Here is a 19,762-nt window from a genome sequence, read left to right on the forward strand (position 1 = left end):
CTCCCACATTTTGAATGTGTTCGCAATTCAAAAATGTGGGAGCCGGGCTTGCCCGCGATGAGGCCCGAACAGTCACTGCGAGACTTACAGAATTCAAACAGGTGCTTTATGACAGCAGCCAACGTTTACCAACAACGCCCCACCACCGGTGCCAAGGCCGAGTCGTCGCTGCACCATGCCGACCTCGCCAGCCTGGTGGGCAAGGGCCGTAACAATGCCGGCGTGACCGTGCGCGAAAAGAAACTCCTCGGCCACCTGACCATTCGTGGTGACGGCCACGATGCCGCGTTCGCCGCCGGCGTGCACAAGGCTCTGGGCATCGAGTTGCCCGGCGCCCTGCAAGTGATCATCAAGGGCGAAACCAGCCTGCAATGGCTCGGCCCGGATGAGTGGTTGCTCATCGTGGCAAGCGGTGAAGAATTCGCCGCCGAGCAGAACCTGCGCGCCGCCCTGGGCGAGTTGCATATCCAGATCGTCAACGTCAGCGGCGGCCAGCAGATTCTCGAACTGAGCGGCCCGAACGTGCGCGACGTGCTGATGAAGTCCACCAGCTACGACGTTCACCCCAACAACTTCCCCGTGGGCAAGGCGGTGGGCACGGTATTCGCCAAGTCGCAACTGGTGATCCGCCACACGGCAGAAGACACCTGGGAGCTGCTGATTCGTCGCAGCTTCTCGGATTACTGGTGGTTGTGGCTGCAGGATGCCTCGGCCGAGTTCGGCCTGAGTGTTCACGCCTGAGGAATAAACCATGAGCCGCGCACCCGATACATGGATTTTGACTGCCGACTGCCCCAGCGTGCTCGGCACGGTGGACGCGGTCACCCGCTACCTGTTCGAACAGGGCTGCTACGTCACCGAGCACCATTCGTTCGATGACCGCCTCTCGGGACGATTTTTTATTCGGGTGGAATTTCGCCAGCCAGACGGCTTTGACGAGCAGGGTTTCCGCGATGGCCTGGCCACGCGTGGTGAAGCCTTTGGCATGATCTTCGAGCTGACGGCGCCGAACTACCGGCCAAAAGTGGTGATCATGGTGTCCAAGGCCGATCACTGCCTCAACGACCTGCTGTACCGCCAGCGCATCGGTCAGCTGTCGATGGACGTGGTCGCGGTGGTGTCCAATCACCCTGATTTGCAGCCGTTGGCCGACTGGCACCAGATTCCCTACTACCATTTCCCCCTCGACCCCAACGACAAACCGTCCCAGGAGCGTCAGGTGTGGCAGGTGATTGAGGAGACGGGCGCGGAACTGGTGATCCTTGCGCGCTACATGCAAGTGCTGTCGCCGGAGCTGTGCCGCAAGCTGGACGGCAAGGCGATCAATATTCATCACTCATTGCTGCCGGGGTTCAAGGGTGCCAAGCCTTATCACCAGGCGTACAACAAGGGGGTGAAGCTGGTCGGTGCCACGGCGCATTACATCAACAATGATCTGGATGAAGGCCCGATCATCGCCCAGGGCGTGGAGGTGGTGGACCACAGCCACTATCCCGAGGACTTGATTGCCAAGGGGCGGGACATCGAAGGGCTGACGTTGGCGCGGGCGGTGGGGTATCACATTGAGCGGCGGGTGTTCTTGAATGCCAATCGCACCGTCGTTCTCTAGATCGCTATCGCAGGCAAGCCAGCTCCCACATTCTGGGTGTGTGAACCCGATCCACTGTGGGAGCTGGCTTGCCTGCGATGAGGCCCTTACAAGCAACACAAGAAACAGCATCTGTAACCCGAGCATTTAACGCGCTGCCCCAAGGGCAACGCAGTTCCATAAAAACAACAGCGAGGTGAAAGCATGTCTGGTAATCGTGGTGTCGTGTATCTCGGCAACGGCAAGGTCGAAGTACAGAAAATCGACTATCCCAAAATGCAGGACCCCCGTGGCAGGAAGATTGAACACGGCGTCATCCTGCGCGTGGTTTCCACCAATATCTGCGGCTCCGACCAACACATGGTGCGTGGCCGCACTACCGCTCAGACCGGCCTGGTGCTCGGTCACGAAATTACCGGCGAAGTGATCGAGAAGGGCAGCGACGTCGAGAACCTGAAACTCGGCGACCTGGTGTCGGTGCCATTCAACGTGGCGTGCGGCCGCTGCCGCTCGTGCAAGGAACAACACACCGGCGTGTGCCTGACCGTCAACCCGGCCCGTGCCGGTGGCGCCTACGGCTATGTCGACATGGGCGACTGGACCGGCGGCCAGGCTGAATACGTGCTGGTGCCGTACGCCGACTTCAACCTGCTCAAACTGCCGGACCGCGACAAGGCCATGGAGAAAATCCGCGACCTGACCTGCCTGTCCGACATCCTGCCGACCGGCTACCACGGCGCCGTCACTGCCGGCGTTGGCCCAGGCAGCACCGTGTACATCGCCGGTGCCGGCCCGGTCGGTCTGGCTGCTGCGGCCTCCGCGCGCCTGCTGGGCGCGGCGGTGGTGATCATCGGCGACGTCAACCCGGTCCGCCTGGCGCACGCCAAGGCTCAGGGTTTCGAAATTGCTGACCTGTCCACCGACACCCCGCTGCACGAACAGATCGCCGCACTGCTGGGCGAGCCCGAAGTGGACAGCGCCGTTGACTGCGTGGGCTTCGAAGCGCGCGGCCACGGGCATGACGGCGTCAAGGCCGAAGCGCCGGCCACCGTGCTCAACTCGTTGATGGGCGTGGTGCGCGTGGCGGGCAAGATCGGTATTCCGGGTTTGTACGTGACCGAAGACCCTGGCGCGGTGGACGCCGCCGCGAAAATGGGCAGCCTGAGCATTCGCTTTGGCCTGGGCTGGGCCAAATCCCACAGCTTCCACACCGGGCAGACGCCGGTGATGAAGTACAACCGCCAACTGATGCAGGCGATCATGTGGGACCGCATCAACATCGCCGACATTGTCGGCGTGCAGGTCATCAGCCTGGATGACGCGCCGCGTGGGTACGGCGAGTTCGATTCAGGTGTGCCGAAGAAGTTTGTGATCGATCCGCACAAGCTGTTCAGCGCTGCTTAACGTTGTGCCAATGAAAAGGGCGACCCATGGGTCGCCCTTTTTTTGCCGAAAAACAACGGTGGGAGGGGAATCAGCGAGTGGCCAGTGCACCCTGGTACACCGTCGGGCCTGTCGGTTGCTTGCTCAGTGAACCGCCCTTGGTTTCCGAACTCACCATCAACTCCACTGGTTTGCTGATGGTTTCCTGCTGGCGCGGGTTCAGGCCGATGATGCCTTTGCCGTCCTCGGGCAACAGCCCCAGGGAAACGGGCGTGCCGCCTTCGGGGAGGGCCCACAGTTCCAGGCTTTGGTCGGGCGCCGGTGCCGTGGCGGCAATCGGCTGCACTTCCAGGTAATCCTTGTGCGCCATGATCTGCGCGGCCGGCTGCTGGGCGGTGGTCACCAGGGTGGCGGCGGATTTGACGCTGTCTTTGGTGTAGAGCGCACCGCCGACACCGGCCACCACGACGACACAGGCGCCGATAAACAGGCGAGGGCGGCTCCAGAATGGAGGCTTGTGCTCAATCACTGGGGTTTGGATCGCAGTCATAAGTCTCTTCCTGACAAATTTTGTAGTCAGAGCATGGACCTTGCCAATGACGATGGGTTCCTGAACCCATCGTCGGCGATCTTCGTCAGAGTGATGCCAATTGGCCTTTATATAGCACTGGTCCGGTAGGTTGGCCACTCGGTGAACCGCCTTCGGGTTCGAGGGTGACAGCAAGGGTGGCCGGGGCCTGGAGCAGCGTTTGCTGCGCCTCGCTCAGCTGAATTCTGCCCTTGCCTGCAGTCGGCACCAACCCCAGGGAGATCGGTTTGCCACCCGCTGGAATAACCCATAATTCCAATGCCTGCGCAGGCGTCACTGCGGCCAGGGCCAGTGGTTCAACCTGCAGGTGATCGGCAAACGTGTCGATCCGCAACGCCGGCTGCTGGTCGGCGGCGACCAGCGTGGCGCGGTATGCAAGGCCCGTGTCGCGCTGGTAGAGCACGCCGGTCAACACTGCCGCGATCAAGGCGCATGCGGCAGCCAGCAGGCGCACCTTCATCCACCACGGTTTTTTTGCCGGTACGTGCACCCGCTGCGGCTCGATCCGCGCCTGGATGCTTGCCCACACGTGATCGGGCACGGCGCGTTCGGGCAGGCTGCCGGTGAGGCTGGCAAGCGCCTCCTGCCAATGCCCAAGCTCTGCGCGCAGCGCGGCATCGTTGAGCAGAAGGGCGTCGAAGCGGCGACGGGCGGTGGCGGGCATCAGGCCGATTGCGTAGTCGGCGGCCAGGGCGCGGCGCAGGGCGGTGGTGTGGTAGTTCATGATTCAAGGCACCTGCGCAGGCGCTCCATGCCGCGACGAATCCAGGATTTGACCGAGCCCAGGGGGGCCGCCAGGTGTTCGGCCAGCTCCGAGCACGACAGGCCTCGAAAGTAAGCCATGGTGATCGATTGGCGCTGCATGCCGTCGAGGGTGTCCAGGCAGCGGTTGAGTGCGCGGGCGTTGCGTTCGCTGTCGAGCTGGTCGTGGGCGCTGGGGCTGTCGTCGAGTAGGGCGTCCTGCTGGCCATCAGCGAGAGGCTGCTCACGGCGTTTGCGCAAGTGGTCGATGGCCAGGTTGCGGGTGATGTTCACCATCCATGTCATGGGCGCCGCCAGGTGTGGCTCGTAGCGCGACGCGTTGTACCAGATGCGCACGAAGGCCTCCTGCAAGACCTCCTCGGCGAGGTCCGAACGGCCCATGAAGCGGTAGGCTATCCCGTGCAGGCGCGGCGAAACGCTGCGGTACAGAGTTTCGAACGCCTGGCGGTTGCCCAGGGCGCATTGGGCCAGCAGCGGGCGTAATGGGTCAGCATCGGTCAGCGTAATGGGGTTTCTCCAGGCTCTCGAACGAGGGCGACGGGACTGCGCACGGTGGGCAGAGGGTAATTCAATTTGCGCAGTCATTCCATCCAGCTCCGAGGCGGCCTGTCAGTGCTATACGCAGGCCGCAGCGTTTCGGATGCGGTTGGGAACAAGCCCTGTCATCGCCAGTCCAACACCTGCTTTCACCCCCCACCTGCAGAGGTTGTTTCGATGAAGATTTCACGCGGTTTCGCTTTTTCCTGCCTGATGACCTTGGTAGCGGCCCCGGTGTTTGCCGCAGGGTTCAGCCTGGGTGATGCGGCCAATGCGATTTCCGGCATGCAGGGTGGCAACAACAAGGCCGCTGCCGCCGCACCGTCGTCCGAGACGGCCGGTTTGCTGAGCGCACTCACCTCGCAACTCAACGTTACCCCCGAACAGGCCGTTGGCGGCACCGGCGCCATGCTGGGCCTGGCCAAAAACCAACTGAGCGGCAACGATTATTCGCAATTGGCCAAGAGCGTGCCGGGGTTGGACAAGCTGTCCGGCGACAATGCACTGGGCAGCCTCGGGGCCTTGAGCGGGATGCTCGGCCAGAGCGGCGGCAGCAAGACCAGCGGCCTGGACGGCCTGCTGGGCAACGTGAAAAACACCAATGACCTGAACACGGCGTTCAGCGCCCTGGGCATGGACAGCGGGATGATCGGCCAGTTTGCGCCAGTGATCCTGCAATACCTGGGCAGTCAGGGGGCCAACGGCTCGGTACTGGGCAAGCTGGCCCAGGCCTGGGGCACCGGCAGCTAAACCTGCTGCGCGCGCAGCTGTTCGATGCGCGCGTCTTTCTCCTTCCAGAGCTGGTTGACCCAGTTCTGGACGGTCTGGCGAAACACCGGATCGTTCTCGTAATCCCCCTGCCACAACGCCGGATCCAGCTCGCGGGTGCGTATATCGACGATCACCGTTGGCACGCCGCCGCTGATCAAGTCCCAGAATCCGGGGATCCTTTGCTGTGGATAGACCACGGTCACGTCGAGGATCGCGTCCAGCTGTTCACCCATCGCCGCCAGCACAAACGCCACGCCGCCCGCCTTGGGCTTGAGCAGGCGGCTGAACGGCGACGCCTGCTGTGCCCGCTTGGCTTCGTTGAACCGCGTGCCTTCCAGGTAATTGACCACCGTCACCGGCTGGCGCTTGAACAGTTCGCACGCCTCTTTGGTGATCTTCAGGTCCTGCCCCGCCAGCTCCGGGTGCCTGGCCAGGAACGCCTTGGTGTAGCGCTTCATGAACGGGTAGTCGAGCGCCCACCAGGCCAGGCCCAGAAAGGGCACCCAGATGAGTTCTTTTTTCAGAAAAAACTTGAAGAACGGCGTGCGCCGGTTGAGTGCCTGGATCAGGGCCGGGATGTCCACCCACGACTGGTGATTGCTGATCACCAGGTAGGAGGTGTCACGTCGCAGGTCGGCGCCGCCGCGAATGTCCCATTGGGTCGGGATGCACAGCGAGAAAATGAGCTTGTCGATCTCGGCCCAGGTCTCGGCGATCCACATCACCGCCGCCGAGGCATGGTCACGCCAGCGCCCTGGCGCGACCAGCTTGAGCAGCGCGAACACCAGCAACGGGCCGATCAGGATCAGCGTATTGAGCAACAGCAGCAACGTGACGCAACAGCCGGTGAGCAGGCGGCGCATAAGCAACTCTTGGAATTCCTGTGGGCCGCTCATCATAAGCAAGCAACGTCCGCAGGCCAAATCGCAAATCGCCCGACGAATGTTTCACACCGGGCACGCTATGCTCGGTCATCCAACTAAGTGCCGGGTTTGCGGTCTAGAATCCGCCCACCTTCTTTCGAGGAAATCACGCCGTGAAATTGCTCCTTGCCGCGTTCACCCTGGTTGCCCTGCCCGTCATGGCCGCCGAACCGACCCTCTACGGGCGCTATGAATACATCCAGTTGCCGGAGATCGGCGAGACCTTCAAGGCCAAGATGGACACAGGTGCGCTCACCGCCTCGCTGTCGGCCCGCGACATCCAGACCTTCACCCGCGACGGCGACGACTGGGTGCGCTTTCGCCTCGGCGGCCAGGACGCGTCGAACAAGGTCTACGAGCACAAGGTTGCGCGCATCAGCAAAATCAAGAGCCGCGCCGACGAGGATGACGACAAGGACGAGTCCAGCGTGACCAAACGCCCGGTGATTGACCTGGAAATGTGCCTGGGCGACGTCAAACGCACTGTCGAGGTCAACCTCACCGACCGCAGCAGCTTCAACTATCCGCTGCTGATCGGCGCCAAGGCCTTGCGCGAATTCGGCGCGGCGGTGAACCCGGCGCGGCGCTACACTGCCGATAAACCGGACTGCTGACGGACCGCCATGGCGCACATCCTGATTGTCGAAGACGAAGCCGCAATTGCCGATACGCTGATCTTCGCCCTGCAGGGCGAAGGGTTCACCACCACCTGGCTGACCCTCGGCCAGGCGGCGCTTGCGCATCAGCGCCAGACCCCGGCCGACCTGGTGATTCTCGACATTGGCCTGCCGGACATCAGCGGCTTTGAAACCTGCAAGCAACTGCGCCGTTTCAGCGAAGTGCCGGTGATGTTCCTCAGCGCCCGGGATGGCGAGATCGACCGGGTGGTGGGGCTGGAGATCGGCGCCGACGACTACGTGGTCAAGCCGTTCAGCCCGCGTGAAGTGGCGGCGCGGGTGCGGGCGATTCTCAAGCGGGTCGGCCCGGTGGTGGCGCCGGCGGTGTTCCAGATCGATCTGGAGCGCATGCAGATCACCTATCGCGGCCAGCCCCTGAGCCTGACCCGCCATGAATTCCGCCTGCTGCAGAGCCTGCTGGAACAGCCCGAGCGGGTATTCAGTCGCGAGCAACTGCTGGACGCGGTGGGCGTGCCCGCCGACGCCGGCTACGAGCGCAATATCGACACTCACATCAAAAGCCTGCGCAGCAAATTGCGCAGCGTGGCGGCGCAGGCCGAGCCGATCCAGACCCATCGCGGCCTCGGCTACAGCTACAGCCCCGGCAACAGCTGATGCGCCTGGGGCTGCGGATTTTCCTGGTGTATGCGCTGTTTATCGGCCTTACCGGTTATTTCGTGCTCAGCACCGTCATGAACGAAATTCGCCCCGGCGTGCGTCAGTCCACCGAGGAAACCCTGGTGGACACCGCCAACCTGCTGGCCGAAGTGCTGCGCAATGACGTGCAGAACGGCACCCTCGGCCAAAGCCATTGGCCCGAACTGCTCAAGGCCTACGGCAGCCGCCAACCGGGCGCGACCATCTGGGGCCTGCCGAAAAACCAGGTCAACCACCGCATCTACGTGACCGACGCCCAGGGCCGTGTGCTGCTCGACTCCACGGGGCAAGCGCTGGGCCAGGACTATTCCCGCTGGAACGACGTGTACCTGACCCTGCGTGGCGAGTACGGCGCGCGTTCCACCCGCAGCGACCCCGACGACCCGGCCTCGTCGGTGATGCACGTGGGCGCGCCGATCCGCGACCACGGCCAGATCATCGGCGTGGTCACCGTGGCCAAGCCCAACAGCTCATTGCAGCCCTATGTCGACCGCACCGAGCGCCGCTTGCTGTGGTACGGCGCCGGGCTGGTGGTTCTCGGCCTGCTGCTCGGCGCGTTGCTGTCGTGGTGGCTGAGCGCTGCCTTGCGGCGCCTCACCGCCTATGCCGAGGCGGTCAGCGAAGGACGTCGTGCCGAGTTGCCGCATTATCGTGGCGGTGAGCTCAAGCAGTTGTCCACCGCCGTGGAGCACATGCGCACGCAACTGGAAGGCAAGGCGTACGTTGAGCATTACGTGCACACCCTGACCCACGAATTGAAAAGCCCGCTGGCGGCGATTCGCGGCGCTGCGGAGTTGTTGCAGGGCGACATGAGCCGCGAGCAGCAGCAGCGCTTCGTCGGCAATATCGACAGTGAAAGCGCGCGCCTGCAGCAGTTGATCGAACGCCTGCTGAATCTGGCGCAGGTCGAACAGCGCCAGGGGCTGGACGAGCAGGCGAGTATCTCGCTGGCCGCGTTGGTCGATGAGGTGCTCAAGGCGCAATGCGCGCGTATCGAAGGGGCCGGGCTGCAAGTCGAGCAGGCCATTGCGGCGGATGTGCAGGTGTTCGGCGAGCCCTTTCTGTTGCGCCAGGCCCTGGGCAATCTGCTGGATAACGCCCTGGATTTCACCCCGGCGGGCGGCACGCTGAGGTTCAGCGCGCAGGTGCTGCATCACGATGTAGACGTCAGTCTGTTCAACCAGGCGCAGCCGATTCCTGACTACGCACTGCCGCGCCTGAGCGAGCGCTTTTACTCTCTGCCGCGCCCGGCCAGCGGACGCAAAAGCACCGGCCTGGGCCTCAACTTTGTCGAGGAAGTGATGAAGCTGCACGGCGGCGCCATGGACATCGGCAATGTGCCGGGCGGCGTGCAAGTGGTGCTGCATCTCCACACAGTCTCCACGATGCCCACATAAATCGCCCACATGCGGGTTTCACGCTCTGCCCATCCAAAACAGGGAGAGCCCCGATGAACCGCAGCCTGCTTTTCAAACTTGGCGCCATTGCGCTGTTGATGTTGCTGTTGCTGATTCCGCTGCTGATGATCAACGGCATCATCAGTGACCGCCAGCAGAGGCGCGACGACGTATTGACAGATATCGCCCGCAGCTCCAGTTACGCACAGCGCCTCACCGGGCCGGTGATGGTAGTGCCGTATCGCAGGACCGTGCGCGAGTGGAAGCTCAATGAAAAACTCAATCAACGCTACGAACAAACCCGTGAAGAACGCGGCCGTCTGTATTTCCTGCCGGAGCGTTTTGAGCTCGACGGCCAGGTGCAGACCGAACTGCGTGCACGGGGCATTTACCAGGCGCGGCTGTTCCATGCCAATAACCGCATCAGCGGGCGTTTCGAGTTGCCAGAGCAATTGGGCATTACCGAGCATTTTGCCGATTACCGCTTTGAGCCGGCGTTTCTGGCGGTGGGTGTCAGCGATATTCGCGGCATCGAAAATGCGCTGAAACTGGAACTGGGCAGCCAGCGCCTTGAATTCGCGCCGGGCTCCCAGGTGGACTGGCTGGGGGAGGGCGTGCACGTGGCGCTGCCGGCGCTGGACAGCCACAAGCCCGCCGCGCTGGAGTTCGCCTTTGACCTGCGCCTGCAAGGCACCGAGCAGTTGCAAGTGGTGCCGGTAGGCAAGACCAGCCAGGTGTCACTCGCGTCCAACTGGCCGCACCCCAGTTTTATCGGCAACTTCCTGCCGACGCAAAGGGACGTTACGGACAAGGGCTTTACCGCCCACTGGCAGACCTCGTTTTTCGCCACCAACCTTGAGCAGGCCCTGCAGACCTGCCTGGACCGCCAGGCCTGTGACGACTTCAACAACCGCAGCTTCGGCGTGAACTTCATCGACCCGGTAGACCAGTACCTCAAGAGCGACCGCGCGATCAAATACGCGTTGCTGTTCATCGCCCTGACCTTTGGCGCCTTCTTCCTGTTCGAAGTGCTGAAGAACCTGGCAGTGCACCCGATCCAGTACGCTCTGGTGGGCGCGGCCCTGGCCTTCTTTTACCTGCTGCTGCTGTCGTTGGCCGAGCACCTGGGGTTCGCCCTGGCCTATCTGATCTCGGCGAGTGCCTGTGTGCTGTTGATCGGGTTTTACGTGTGTCATGTGCTGCGCAGCGTTGCCCATGGCCTGGGGTTTTCGGCGGGGTTGGCGGCACTGTATGGCCTGTTGTACGGACTGCTCAGCGCCGAGGATTATGCGCTGCTGATGGGCTCACTGCTGTTGTTCGCCCTGCTCGGCACAGTGATGGTGCTGACGCGCAAACTGGATTGGTACGGCGTGGGCCGACGCAAGGGGGCTCAGCCATGATGGGCTTGCGCGAGGATCAACAGTTAAGGGACCAGTTGGTGAGCAGGATCAACACGCTGTTGTGGCGAGCGGGCTTGCCCCGCGTTGGGGTGCGAAGCGCCCCCAATCCAGCAAAACGCGGTGAACCTGATACGGCTCAGCGCCTGGTTGTGGGGCTGCTGCGCAGCCCAACGCAGGACAAGCCTGCTCGCCACAGGGAATCTGCGCTTAACTCAACGGCATTAGGGCAAGCCCGCTCGCCACAGAATGTCAGGCAGGTGGCTGGGTCTGCAGCATCGAAGGACGCTGGCTGACCTCGGCATACCACTGCGCAAGTTTGGGGTTATTCGCCCGCCATTGCAGGTCCGCATGGCGGAAATCGAGGTAGCCCAGTGCACAGGCCACGCTGATGGCGGCGATGTCGAAGTGGCTGGTCAGCTCGGCCGTTGCCTCGTGTTCCAGCTCGTCGAGGATGCGGCGTATCTTGTTGCGTTGTTCATCCAGCCATGCAGCCCAGTGCTTTTCCACCGGGCGCAGAGCGACTTCGTAGCGCGTCAGCACGGCGGCATCCAGGATGCCGTCGGCCATCGAGGCCAGGGTCAGGCGGCGCCAGCGGGCCGAGCCGTCGCGAGGCGTCAGCGGGTTGCCGATATGCTGGTGATCGAGGTAATCAAGGATCACCCGGCTGTCATGCAGCATGCTGCCATCGGCCAGGCGCAGGGCCGGGATTTTGCCGACAGGGTTGCCTTGCACCACCTCGGCGTCCGCGCTGACAGGCGTTGGCACGCAGTTGTGCAGCGCCACGCGATCCTGCTGGCCGGTCTCGATCAGCAGCACACGGACTTTGCGCACGAAGGGCGAAGCGGGGTTGTGGAACAAGGTCATGCTGGGCGTGGACATGGGCATTCCTCGAAATGGGCTGGAGCCTAGCCTAGAAGGTTGGGCGATGGCTGGCGAGGGGATTGTGGTGTTTTTGCGGGTCTCATCGGCCGCGCCGCCCCAACAGCCCCCAGGTGCCAATCACTGCAGGAACCCCCAACCCCAGCCAGCTCAAAACGTCCCACAGCCCATCCCCCAACAGCGCCGCAAACAGCCCGGCCGCGCTGAGCAGGCCGATCCCCAGCGGTAGGGCAAACACCTTCCAGAAACTCGACTGGCGCGGTTTCATGCCTTGCCCGCCTTGCGCCGCACGATCCACAGGTACACGCCGCTGCCCAGCACGATAAGGGTCAGCACATCCAGGAATGCCCACAGGATTTTCATCGGCATGCCGCCGTAGTCACCGAAGTGCAACGGCTGCGACATGCCCATGGCGTCCATGTACCACGGCCGCTCGGCAATGGCGGTCACGGCCAGGGTGCGGGCGTCGATCAGGACCGGGGTGAGCAGGTGCGAGGTCAGGTGCGTGCTGCCCTTCATGAACACGGCGTAGTGGTGCTCGCTGGAAAAACGCGTACCGGGGAAAGCGATGAAGTCCGGTTGCATGCCCGGCGCGGCCCTGGCGGCAATGTTCAGCAACTCGCTGGCCGGTGCGCGTTGCGTCAGCGGCGGGGCGTGTTTGTAGGGTTCGATCATGGCGCTGAGGCTGTCGGTGCGCCAGGCGGCGATGATCAGGTCGGCGCAGGCGCTGATCACGCCGGTTACGCCCACCACAAGGGCCCAGGTCAGGGTGACCGCGCCGAGCAGGTTGTGCAGGTCGAGCCAGCGCAGGCGCGTGGATTTATCCTGGCGCACCGTCCCGAACTTCAAGCGGCGCATGAACGGCAGGTACAGCACCGTGCCCGAGACAATCGCCAGCACAAACAGCACGCCCATGAACGCCAGCAACAGCTTGCCCGGCAGGCCGGCGAACATGTCCACATGCAGGCGCAGCACGAACAGCGTGAAGCCGCCATTGGCCGACGGCATGTCCACCGATTCACCGGTGCGCGCGTCAAGCATGAAGGTGTGCGACGAATTGGGCTCGGTGCCGGCCGTCGCCGCCATGATCGCGATCACCCCGTTTTTGTCGTCCTCGTCCCAGGCCAGGTATTGCATGGCCTCGCCCGGTCGATGGGCCTGGGCCTTGGCGACCAGTTGTTCCAGATCGAGCTGCGGCGTGTCGGCCGGCATCTGCGCAAGCGTCGGCTCGTTGCCCAGCAGGTGGTCGATCTCGTGATGGAACACCAGCGGCAACCCGGTGAGGGCGAGCAGCAGCAGGAAAACAGTGCAGATCAGGCTGGTCCAGGTGTGGATGAAGGACCAGCGGCGGATGGTTTTGCTTTTCATTTTTCTAGCCTTCAGACGCACCGAAGCCGCCCCGGAGGACGGCCTGGTTATTAGCTCAGCGGTTTACCACTGGTAGGTAGCGCTGGCGACGACGCTGCGTTGGTCGCCGAAGTAGCAGTAGGAACCGTCACAGGTGGAAATGTAATCCTTGTTGAACAGGTTGGTGGCGTTCACTTTCACCGATGCACCCTTGAGGCTGTTGTCCAGACGTCCGAGGTCATAGTGCACGGTGCCGTCGAACACGGTGTAGGCATTGGCTTTGCCGGTCCAGGTGTTGGCTTGGTCGCCATAGGTGTTGCCGGTGTAGCGCGCGCCAAAGCCGATACCGAAACCGTCGAGTGATCCGATATGCCAGGTGTAATCGGTCCACAGTGAGGCTTGCTGATTAGGGATCAATTGCAGGCGGTTGCCTTTGTATTGGCCCTTTTGCACTTCAGACTTGGCCAGGGTATAGGCCGCGATTACCTTGAGGTTGTCGGTCACGTCAGACACGGCTTCCAATTCCAGGCCTTTGACTTTCACTTCGCCTGTCTGATCGGTGACCGAGGCGCCACCGGACTGGAAGCGGGTGACTTGCACATTTTTCTGGGTCAGGTCGTAAACCGCCGCGCTGAGCAGTGTGTTCGAGCCGGGCGGCTGGTATTTCACTCCCAGTTCCCACTGCTGGCCTTCGGTGGGTTTGAACGACTGGACGGGGTCCACGCTGGCGTTGCTCGCGGGCTGGAACGACTCTGCGTAGGAGAGGTAGGGCACGAAACCGGAGTCGAACACATAGCTCAGCGCCGCGTTGCCACTGAAGTTCTTGCTGCGGTCGGTATTGGTGGCGTCGTTCTTATTGAAGTAGGTGGTGCCCTGGTGTACCCAGTCTTCCCGGCCGCCCAAAGCCAGGCGCCAGTTATCGAGGGCCATTTGGTCCTGCACGTAAAGGCCGGTCTGCACGGTTTTCTGGTTGTAGTCATAGAAGGCCGTCGAGCGCGCCGGGCGCACGATCGGCTGGCCGTAGACCGGGTTGAAAATATTAGTGGTGCCGCCGTCGCCGAAAATCGCCAGGTAAGAGGTGTCGGTGCGTTGATGATCCAGACCCAGCAGCAGAGTGTGAGTGACCTCGCCGGTAGCGAAGTCAGCCTGGAAATTGTTATCCACTGCGAACTGGCTGATGTCCTCATCCACATTGGTCGAGGAGCGGCTGATATTGCCATTGGCATCGGCAGGGGAGAATGCGAAGGAGCCGACCGTCAACTGCTGGAACGCCAACTCGGACTTGGTGTAGCGCAGGTTCTGCTTGAATTGCCAGGTGTCGTTGAAGCGATGCTCGAACGCGTAGCCGAGTGCGTAGTAGGTGCGGTCGTAGAAATCGTAATCGGGGTCGCCAAGGTTCTTGTGGTGGGAAACCTCGCCCAGCGGCGATTTGATCTTGGTGCCCTGGATCGGCAGGAACTGGCTAGTAGTGCCGGTATCGTCACGGGTGAACTGTGAGAGCAGGGTCAGCGTGGTATCGGTGTCGATATTCCAGGTCAGACTAGGCGCGATGTTGTAGCGCTTATTGTCGATATGGTCGACCTGGGTGCCCGCATCACGCAGCACACCGCTGAGGCTGTAGAGAAATTGGCCTTGGTCGTCGATTTTGCCGGTGCTGTCGAAGTTGATCTGACGGTAGTTGTCACTGCCGTATTGCACCTGCACCGCGTTACTCGATTGTGCACTGGGACGCCGACTGACCATGTCCAGCAGACCGCCCGGCGGGGTCTGGCCATAGACCGACGAGGCCGGGCCGCGCAGCAGGGCGAGGCGGTCCAGATTCCAGGTTTCGGCTTTAGGGTTGGCGTACACACCGCGCGGTAGCGGTAGGCCGTCGAGAAATTGAGTAGGTTCGAAGCCACGTACGCGCATCCAGTCGTAGCGCGTGTCGCTGCCGTAGCTGGCGGACACAATGCCGGGCATATATTTGACGGCATCGTCCAGGTTCTGGACATTGCGGTCCTGCATCTGCTGGCGGTTGGCAACGGAAATCGATCGCGGCGCTTCGACCAGTGCGGTGTCGGTCTTGGTGCCGGCGGCGGTGCGCTTGGCCACATAACCCTCCACCGGCCCCCACGCACTCTCATACTCCCCCTGCCCGATAACGCTGGTCTGCGGCAACGCCACAACCCCGTCCGGAATCGGCACCAACGTAAACGTCCCTGCCGTGCCTTGCTCCAGTTGCAGCCCCGTCCCGCGCAACGCTTCACGCAGCGCGCTCTGTGCATCGAACTGACCCTTGACCGGTGCCGAGGTCTTGCCGGCGGCGAGGGTCGGGTTGAGGGTCAGCGCAAGTCCGGCCTGGCTGGCGATCTGGTTCAGGGTGCTGGCCAGAGGCGCAGACGGCAGGTTGTAGGCGCGCACGCTGGCGGCTTGTTCGGCGGCAAGCAGCAAGGGGCTGGCGAGCGGGGTGCCGAAGGCAATGGCCACGGCTAACAGGCTGGGGCGCAACAGGGTGTTGAGCGTGCGGGACATGAAGGGCGGCTCCTGAAAATATCTCTTGATTGCCTAGGTGCCGGATGAGAATTGGAAAGTGATAGGGCAGGGGGTCAATATTTTTTGGATTTTTTAAGGCTTGGCGCTCACCGTCACCCACCACGGCGTGTGCTGCTCGATCTGCACCGGCAGCGTCGGCAGCAATGCATTGAGCGCCAGGTTGGTGTCTCGCAGCGGGAAACTGCCGGTGATACGCAGGTCGGCCACGTTTTTGTCCACGCCCAGGTGGCCGCTGCGGTAGCGGCCGAGCTCCTTGATCACGTCGCCGAGACGCGCGTTGTCGACCACCAGCATGCCGCGCGTCCAGGCGTCGGCGCCGGGGGAGGCGGCCAACACGGGCCCCAGGCCATCGCTGCGCATCAGCACTTGCTGGCCGGCCTTGACGATCTGTGGTTGACGCAACTTTTCAGGCTGCGCCGCCACCGCTGACTGCAAGACGCTCAGGCGCGTGGCGTCGTCTTCGCGCTTGACCATGAACCGCGTGCCCAGCGCCCGCAGGCTGCCGTCGGGGGTTTGCACGTAAAACGGGCGCGCGTCGTCATGGCCGGTTTCGATCAGAATTTCCCCGGCCTGCAACACGATCAGGCGGCGCTTTTCATCAAAGCGCACGTCGATGGCGCTGTGGGTGTTGAGGTTGATCGAGGTGCCATCGGCCAGTGTCAGGGTGCGTTGCTCGCCGGTGGCGGTGCGTTTGTCGGCCAGCCAGTAATGCAGCGGCACGTAGCGCTCACCGGCAAACAGTGCGAGCCCGCACACCAGGGCGATACTCGCCAGGCCCCGGCCCAGCTTGCGCACGCGGTGGCGAATGCCGTCGCGCGATTGCAGCAAGGCCGCGCGTGCCGGGCCCGAGGCTGCGCTGAAACGCTGATCGAGCATGCCCAACTGGCGCCAGGCGCGGGCGTGTTCGGCATCGCTGGCCAGCCATTTGCGCAATTCTTCCTGCTCCACCGCGCTGGCGTCGCCCGCGTCGAGGGACAGTTGCCAGGCAATCGCGGCATCCAGCACTCGGGCCGAGACCGGTTTGGCGCCTATCACAGCGGCTGGCCGTACAAGGCGATGTAGCACTGGCGTATCCCCTGGGCCAGGTACTGACGCACGCGTGGCACGGAGACGCCCAGGCGCTGGGCGATTTCGGCGTGGCCCATGCCATCGAGGCGGCTGTGCAGAAACGCGGCGCGGGCCTTGCTCGAGAGTTTGCCGAGCAGGCGGTCGATGGCTTTGAGGTCTTCGAGGATCAATTGCTGTTCTTCGGGTGAGGGATGTTCGCTCTCCGGGATCAGCATCAATTCGGTGAGGTAGGCCTGTTCCAGCGCCGCGCGACGGAAGTAGTCGAACAGCAGGCCCTTGGCGATGGCCACCAGAAAGGCGCGCGGTTCGCGGGGTTCGCGCAGTTCGGTACGCCCCAGCAGGCGCACGAAGGTGTCCTGGCTGAGGTCTTCGGCGCGGCTGGCGCAGGCCACATTGCGCCGCAGCCAGGCCAGCAGCCAGCCACGATGGTCGCGGTACAACGCGCCAACAAGCTCACTGTGGGGAGGCTGGACTGACGACAAGGCATCACCGGATAAACGAATTGTTTAAACTAACGAGAATTATTCGCGATTGTGGCAGAGGCATCGGGCAGGCGCAATTGGCGTTTGTCGGGAGATGACACTAAAACGATGGCGCGTGTTTGCGCCGTCTCCATTGGCCCAGGCGTTCCTGCAAGGCCTTTGGCGAGTCGATGTGTTGGCGGCGCGCGCGGCTGAACAGGATCAGCATCAGTTCCGCCGTGGCCAGGGCATCGGCGCTGGCGTGATGGCGTTCACCCACGTGCAGGCCAAAGTGATGGATCCAGTCGTCCAGCCCGGCTTCACGCAGTGGCGTGTCGGGGCACAGCAGCGGGGCGATCTCGGCCACGTCGAGGAACGGGTGGGCCAGGCGATAGCCCAGGCTGTCCTTGAGCGCGCGGCCCAGCATGTGTTGATCGAACGGCGCATGGAAGGCCAGCAGCGGGCTGTCGCCGACAAACGCCATGAAGTCCAGCAACGCCTCTACCGGGTCGCTGCCGGCCGCGATGGCGCTGGGGCCCAGGCCGTGGATCAGCACGCTGGGGCGCAGCCGGCTGTCGGCGCGGTGCAGCGTGCGTTCGAACAGTTGCGAGAAGTCCACCGCGCCGTCCTCGATCACCACCGCGCCGATGGACAGCACCTGGTCGCGGTTGAGGTTCAGGCCGCTGGTTTCCAGGTCCAGCACCACCCAGCGCTGGCTGCGCAAAGAAGCGTCGCCCAGTGCGCAGGGTGTGGGCAGTTGCGCCAGGCGCTGCTGTTGCGCGGCGTCGAGCCCCGGTGTTTTCTGACGCAGCCAGCCGAACCAGCTCACAGCTGATACCGCAACGTCAGGCTGGTCTGCAGGCGTTGGGCCTGGCGCAGGGATTCGCGCAGGATGCGCCGGTCCAGGTGGTTGAGGCTGTCCGGGTCGACGCGGTTGGAATACGGTTGGTTTTCCCGGCTTTGTAATTGGTGCTGCTGCATGCGGGTCTGCTGGATAAAGTGATAGGCCTCTTCATACGCGGCGCCGTCCAGCGGCTCGATCACGGCCTTGATCACCAGCTGGCGCAGGCGCTCCAGGGTGTTATTGGCGTGGATTCCATTGGCCAGGGCCAGCAGGCGGGCGCCGTCAACGAATGGCGTGAGGCCCTGCACCTTGAGGTCCAGGGTGGCTTTTTCGGCGCCGTTGCGCGTCAGCACGAAGTCGCGGAAGCGTCCAACCGGCGGGCGCTGGCGCAGGGCGTTCTCGGCCAGCATGCGCTGGAATAGCCGATTGTCGGCGACCTGGTCAAGGATGCTCTGGCGCAGTTGCTCGCAGCCCTGCTCATCGCCCCACACCACGCGCAGGTCGAAATAGATGCTCGAACCCAGCAGGTTTTCCGGGGTGGCCTCGCGAATGAACGCCGCAAACCGGCGCGCCCATTCGGCGCGTGACAGGCACAGCTCGGGGTTGCCGGCCATGACGTTGCCCTTGCACAGGCTGAAGCCGCACAGCGCCAGGCTCTGGTTGATCTGTTGCGCCAACGGCAGCAGCCGCCCGCGCAGCTCGGCGGCTTCAGCGGCGTCCCTGGCCTCGAACAGGATGCCGTTGTCCTGGTCGGTGTACAGCGTCTGTTCGCGGCGACCCTCGCTGCCGAAGCACAGCCAACTGAACGGCACGCCCGGGTCGCCCTTTTCGGCGAGGCTCAGCTCGATCACCCGGCACAACGTGTGGTCGTTGAGCAGCGTGATGATGTGGGTGATCTGGGTGGACGAAGCACCGTGGGCGAGCATGCGCTCCACCAGTTGGCCGATCTCGCCGCGCATCGCCACCAGGTGGTCGACCCTGGGCGCGTTGCGGATGGTGCGCGCCAGGTGCACCAGGTCGACCCGTTGCAGGGAAAACAGGTCGCGTTCGGACACCACGCCGCACAGTCGCTGGTCCTTGACCAGGCACACGTGGGCGATGTGCCGTTCGGTCATGGCGATGGCGGCGTCGAAGGCGCTGTGGTCCGGGGTGAGAAAAAACGGCGCCTGGGTCATGTGCCCCACGATGGCCTGGCTGAAGTCGCCGGTGCCGTCGGCCACCACCTGGCGCAGGTCGCGCAGGGTGAAGATGCCCAGGGGCGCCTGCTGATCGTCGACGATCACGATGCTGCCCACTTGCTGCTCGTGCATCTGCGTCACCGCTTCGCGCAGCGGTGTCTGCGGGCTGCACATGACCGGATGGCGCATGGCCAATTCGCCCAGGCGGGTGTTCAGGGAGTATTGGGTGCCGAGGGTTTCCACGGCCTTTTGCTGCACCTGCTGGTTGACCTGGTCCAGCAGGCTGCTGACGCCGCGCAAGGCGAAATCGCGGAACGGGCTGGACAGCGCAAACAGCTTGATAAAGGCCGGCTTGTTCAGTTGCAGGCAGAAGGTGTCTTCAGCGGCTTTGTGTTCGGTGCGGGTTGCCCGTTCACCGAGCAACGCGGCCAGCGGAAAGCACTCACCTGTGGTGATTTCGAAGGTGGTTTCGGTCGAGTCCGGGCGCTCGCCCACCACGCGGCCTTGCTTGACGATATAGAAGTGGTCTACTGGCCCGCCCGACGGCTTGAGGATGCTGTCGCCGGGGCCGTAGAAGCGCAATTGGCATTGCTCCACCAGAAACGCGAGGTGTGCGTTTTCCATCTGGTTGAAGGGTGGAAAACGCTGCAGGAATTGCAGGGTGCCGTGGATATTCTGCAAGACGGCGGTTTTTCCCGCCTGGGTGAAAGCATCAGCTTTACTCATAACAGTGACCGCAATGTTTTTGTCGTTATCGTGCTGCATG

20 protein-coding genes are annotated in these 19,762 nt (G+C 63.1%); 8 read left to right on the forward strand and 12 right to left on the reverse strand.

The annotated features are described in order from the left end of the window. Nucleotides 1-108 precede the first annotated feature (108 nt). From TU75_RS03190 to fdhA, 3 genes are all read left to right on the forward strand, one after another. Nucleotides 109-741, forward strand: a complete 633-nt coding sequence (locus tag TU75_RS03190) for a sarcosine oxidase subunit gamma (protein ID WP_060548179.1) — start codon at nucleotides 109-111, stop codon at nucleotides 739-741. 10 nt (nucleotides 742-751) lie between these two features. Further along, nucleotides 752-1,609 (forward strand): formyltetrahydrofolate deformylase, encoded by an 858-nt coding sequence (gene purU / locus TU75_RS03195; RefSeq protein ID WP_003234431.1) that lies wholly within the window; start codon nucleotides 752-754, stop codon nucleotides 1,607-1,609. Nucleotides 1,610-1,792: 183 nt separating this feature from the next. Next, complete coding sequence (gene fdhA / locus TU75_RS03200; RefSeq protein WP_060548180.1) at nucleotides 1,793-2,992, forward strand: formaldehyde dehydrogenase, glutathione-independent; 1,200 nt, start codon at nucleotides 1,793-1,795, stop codon at nucleotides 2,990-2,992. Between the two features lie 70 nt (nucleotides 2,993-3,062). On the opposite strand, the gene TU75_RS03205 is transcribed toward fdhA, so the two are convergent. From TU75_RS03205 to TU75_RS03215, 3 genes are all read right to left on the reverse strand, one after another. Then, nucleotides 3,063-3,521: an anti-sigma factor domain-containing protein gene (locus TU75_RS03205; RefSeq protein WP_060548181.1), complete on the reverse strand. Its 459-nt coding sequence runs from the start codon at nucleotides 3,519-3,521 to the stop codon at nucleotides 3,063-3,065. Nucleotides 3,522-3,606: 85 nt separating this feature from the next. Then, nucleotides 3,607-4,284 carry an anti-sigma factor gene (locus tag TU75_RS03210; protein ID WP_060548182.1) on the reverse strand — a complete coding sequence of 226 codons (678 nt, stop codon included), beginning with the start codon at nucleotides 4,282-4,284 and terminating at the stop codon, nucleotides 3,607-3,609. Beyond that, entirely contained in the window at nucleotides 4,281-4,907 is a 627-nt protein-coding gene (locus tag TU75_RS03215; protein WP_060548183.1) for an RNA polymerase sigma factor, read from the reverse strand. Before TU75_RS03215 ends, TU75_RS03210 begins: the two co-directional genes overlap by 4 nt. Nucleotides 4,908-5,036: 129 nt before the next feature. Here TU75_RS03215 and TU75_RS03220 point away from each other — a divergent pair, with 129 nt between their 5' ends. Continuing rightward, on the forward strand, nucleotides 5,037-5,609 hold the full coding sequence (locus tag TU75_RS03220) for a DUF2780 domain-containing protein (protein WP_003238063.1): 573 nt from the start codon (nucleotides 5,037-5,039) through the stop codon (nucleotides 5,607-5,609). On the opposite strand, the gene TU75_RS03225 is transcribed toward TU75_RS03220, so the two are convergent. Continuing rightward, nucleotides 5,606-6,493, reverse strand: a complete 888-nt coding sequence (locus TU75_RS03225) for a 1-acylglycerol-3-phosphate O-acyltransferase, YihG family (RefSeq protein WP_015373128.1) — start codon at nucleotides 6,491-6,493, stop codon at nucleotides 5,606-5,608. The genes TU75_RS03220 and TU75_RS03225 overlap by 4 nt on opposite strands. Before the next feature lie 173 nt (nucleotides 6,494-6,666). On the opposite strand from TU75_RS03225, the gene rloA2 reads away from it, so the two are divergent. Genes rloA2 through creD form a run of 4 tightly spaced genes read left to right on the forward strand, consistent with a single transcriptional unit; the run spans nucleotide 6,667 to nucleotide 10,684 of the window. After that, entirely contained in the window at nucleotides 6,667-7,167 is a 501-nt protein-coding gene (rloA2, locus tag TU75_RS03230) for a retropepsin-like aspartic peptidase RloA2 (protein WP_003238058.1), read from the forward strand. Between the two features lie 9 nt (nucleotides 7,168-7,176). Continuing rightward, entirely contained in the window at nucleotides 7,177-7,845 is a 669-nt protein-coding gene (gene creB / locus TU75_RS03235; protein WP_003238055.1) for a two-component system response regulator CreB, read from the forward strand. Continuing rightward, complete coding sequence (gene creC, locus TU75_RS03240) at nucleotides 7,845-9,284, forward strand: two-component system sensor histidine kinase CreC (protein ID WP_060548184.1); 1,440 nt, start codon at nucleotides 7,845-7,847, stop codon at nucleotides 9,282-9,284. Before creB ends, creC begins: the two co-directional genes overlap by 1 nt. Nucleotides 9,285-9,337: 53 nt before the next feature. Then, nucleotides 9,338-10,684 carry a cell envelope integrity protein CreD gene (gene creD, locus TU75_RS03245; RefSeq protein WP_060548185.1) on the forward strand — a complete coding sequence of 449 codons (1,347 nt, stop codon included), beginning with the start codon at nucleotides 9,338-9,340 and terminating at the stop codon, nucleotides 10,682-10,684. A 249-nt stretch (nucleotides 10,685-10,933) separates the two neighbouring features. Here creD and TU75_RS03250 read toward each other — a convergent pair whose 3' ends face one another. The 8 genes from TU75_RS03250 to TU75_RS03285 form a co-directional block, all read right to left on the reverse strand. Then, nucleotides 10,934-11,563, reverse strand: coding sequence for a glutathione S-transferase (locus tag TU75_RS03250; protein WP_060548186.1), 630 nt, complete (start codon nucleotides 11,561-11,563; stop codon nucleotides 10,934-10,936). A gap of 82 nt (nucleotides 11,564-11,645) precedes the next feature. Continuing rightward, entirely contained in the window at nucleotides 11,646-11,831 is a 186-nt protein-coding gene (locus TU75_RS03255) for a hypothetical protein (protein WP_060548187.1), read from the reverse strand. Beyond that, a complete protein-coding gene (locus TU75_RS03260) occupies nucleotides 11,828-12,931 on the reverse strand; it encodes a PepSY-associated TM helix domain-containing protein (RefSeq protein WP_060548188.1) in 1,104 nt (367 codons plus the stop codon). Before TU75_RS03260 ends, TU75_RS03255 begins: the two co-directional genes overlap by 4 nt. Before the next feature lie 63 nt (nucleotides 12,932-12,994). Next, complete coding sequence (locus tag TU75_RS03265) at nucleotides 12,995-15,424, reverse strand: TonB-dependent siderophore receptor (RefSeq protein ID WP_060548189.1); 2,430 nt, start codon at nucleotides 15,422-15,424, stop codon at nucleotides 12,995-12,997. Between the two features lie 93 nt (nucleotides 15,425-15,517). Then, nucleotides 15,518-16,480, reverse strand: coding sequence for a FecR domain-containing protein (locus TU75_RS03270; protein ID WP_173664753.1), 963 nt, complete (start codon nucleotides 16,478-16,480; stop codon nucleotides 15,518-15,520). Then, a complete protein-coding gene (locus TU75_RS03275) occupies nucleotides 16,477-16,995 on the reverse strand; it encodes an RNA polymerase sigma factor (protein ID WP_003238039.1) in 519 nt (172 codons plus the stop codon). The genes TU75_RS03270 and TU75_RS03275 overlap by 4 nt, the downstream gene beginning before the upstream one ends. A gap of 100 nt (nucleotides 16,996-17,095) precedes the next feature. Continuing rightward, complete coding sequence (locus tag TU75_RS03280) at nucleotides 17,096-17,803, reverse strand: 3'-5' exonuclease (RefSeq protein WP_060548191.1); 708 nt, start codon at nucleotides 17,801-17,803, stop codon at nucleotides 17,096-17,098. Further along, nucleotides 17,800-19,722, reverse strand: a complete 1,923-nt coding sequence (locus tag TU75_RS03285; RefSeq protein ID WP_060548231.1) for a putative nucleotidyltransferase substrate binding domain-containing protein — start codon at nucleotides 19,720-19,722, stop codon at nucleotides 17,800-17,802. Before TU75_RS03285 ends, TU75_RS03280 begins: the two co-directional genes overlap by 4 nt. Between the last annotated feature and the right edge of the window lie 40 nt (nucleotides 19,723-19,762).

Source organism: Pseudomonas poae (assembly GCF_001439785.1).
GTDB classification, from domain to species: Bacteria; Pseudomonadota; Gammaproteobacteria; order Pseudomonadales; family Pseudomonadaceae; genus Aquipseudomonas; species Aquipseudomonas poae.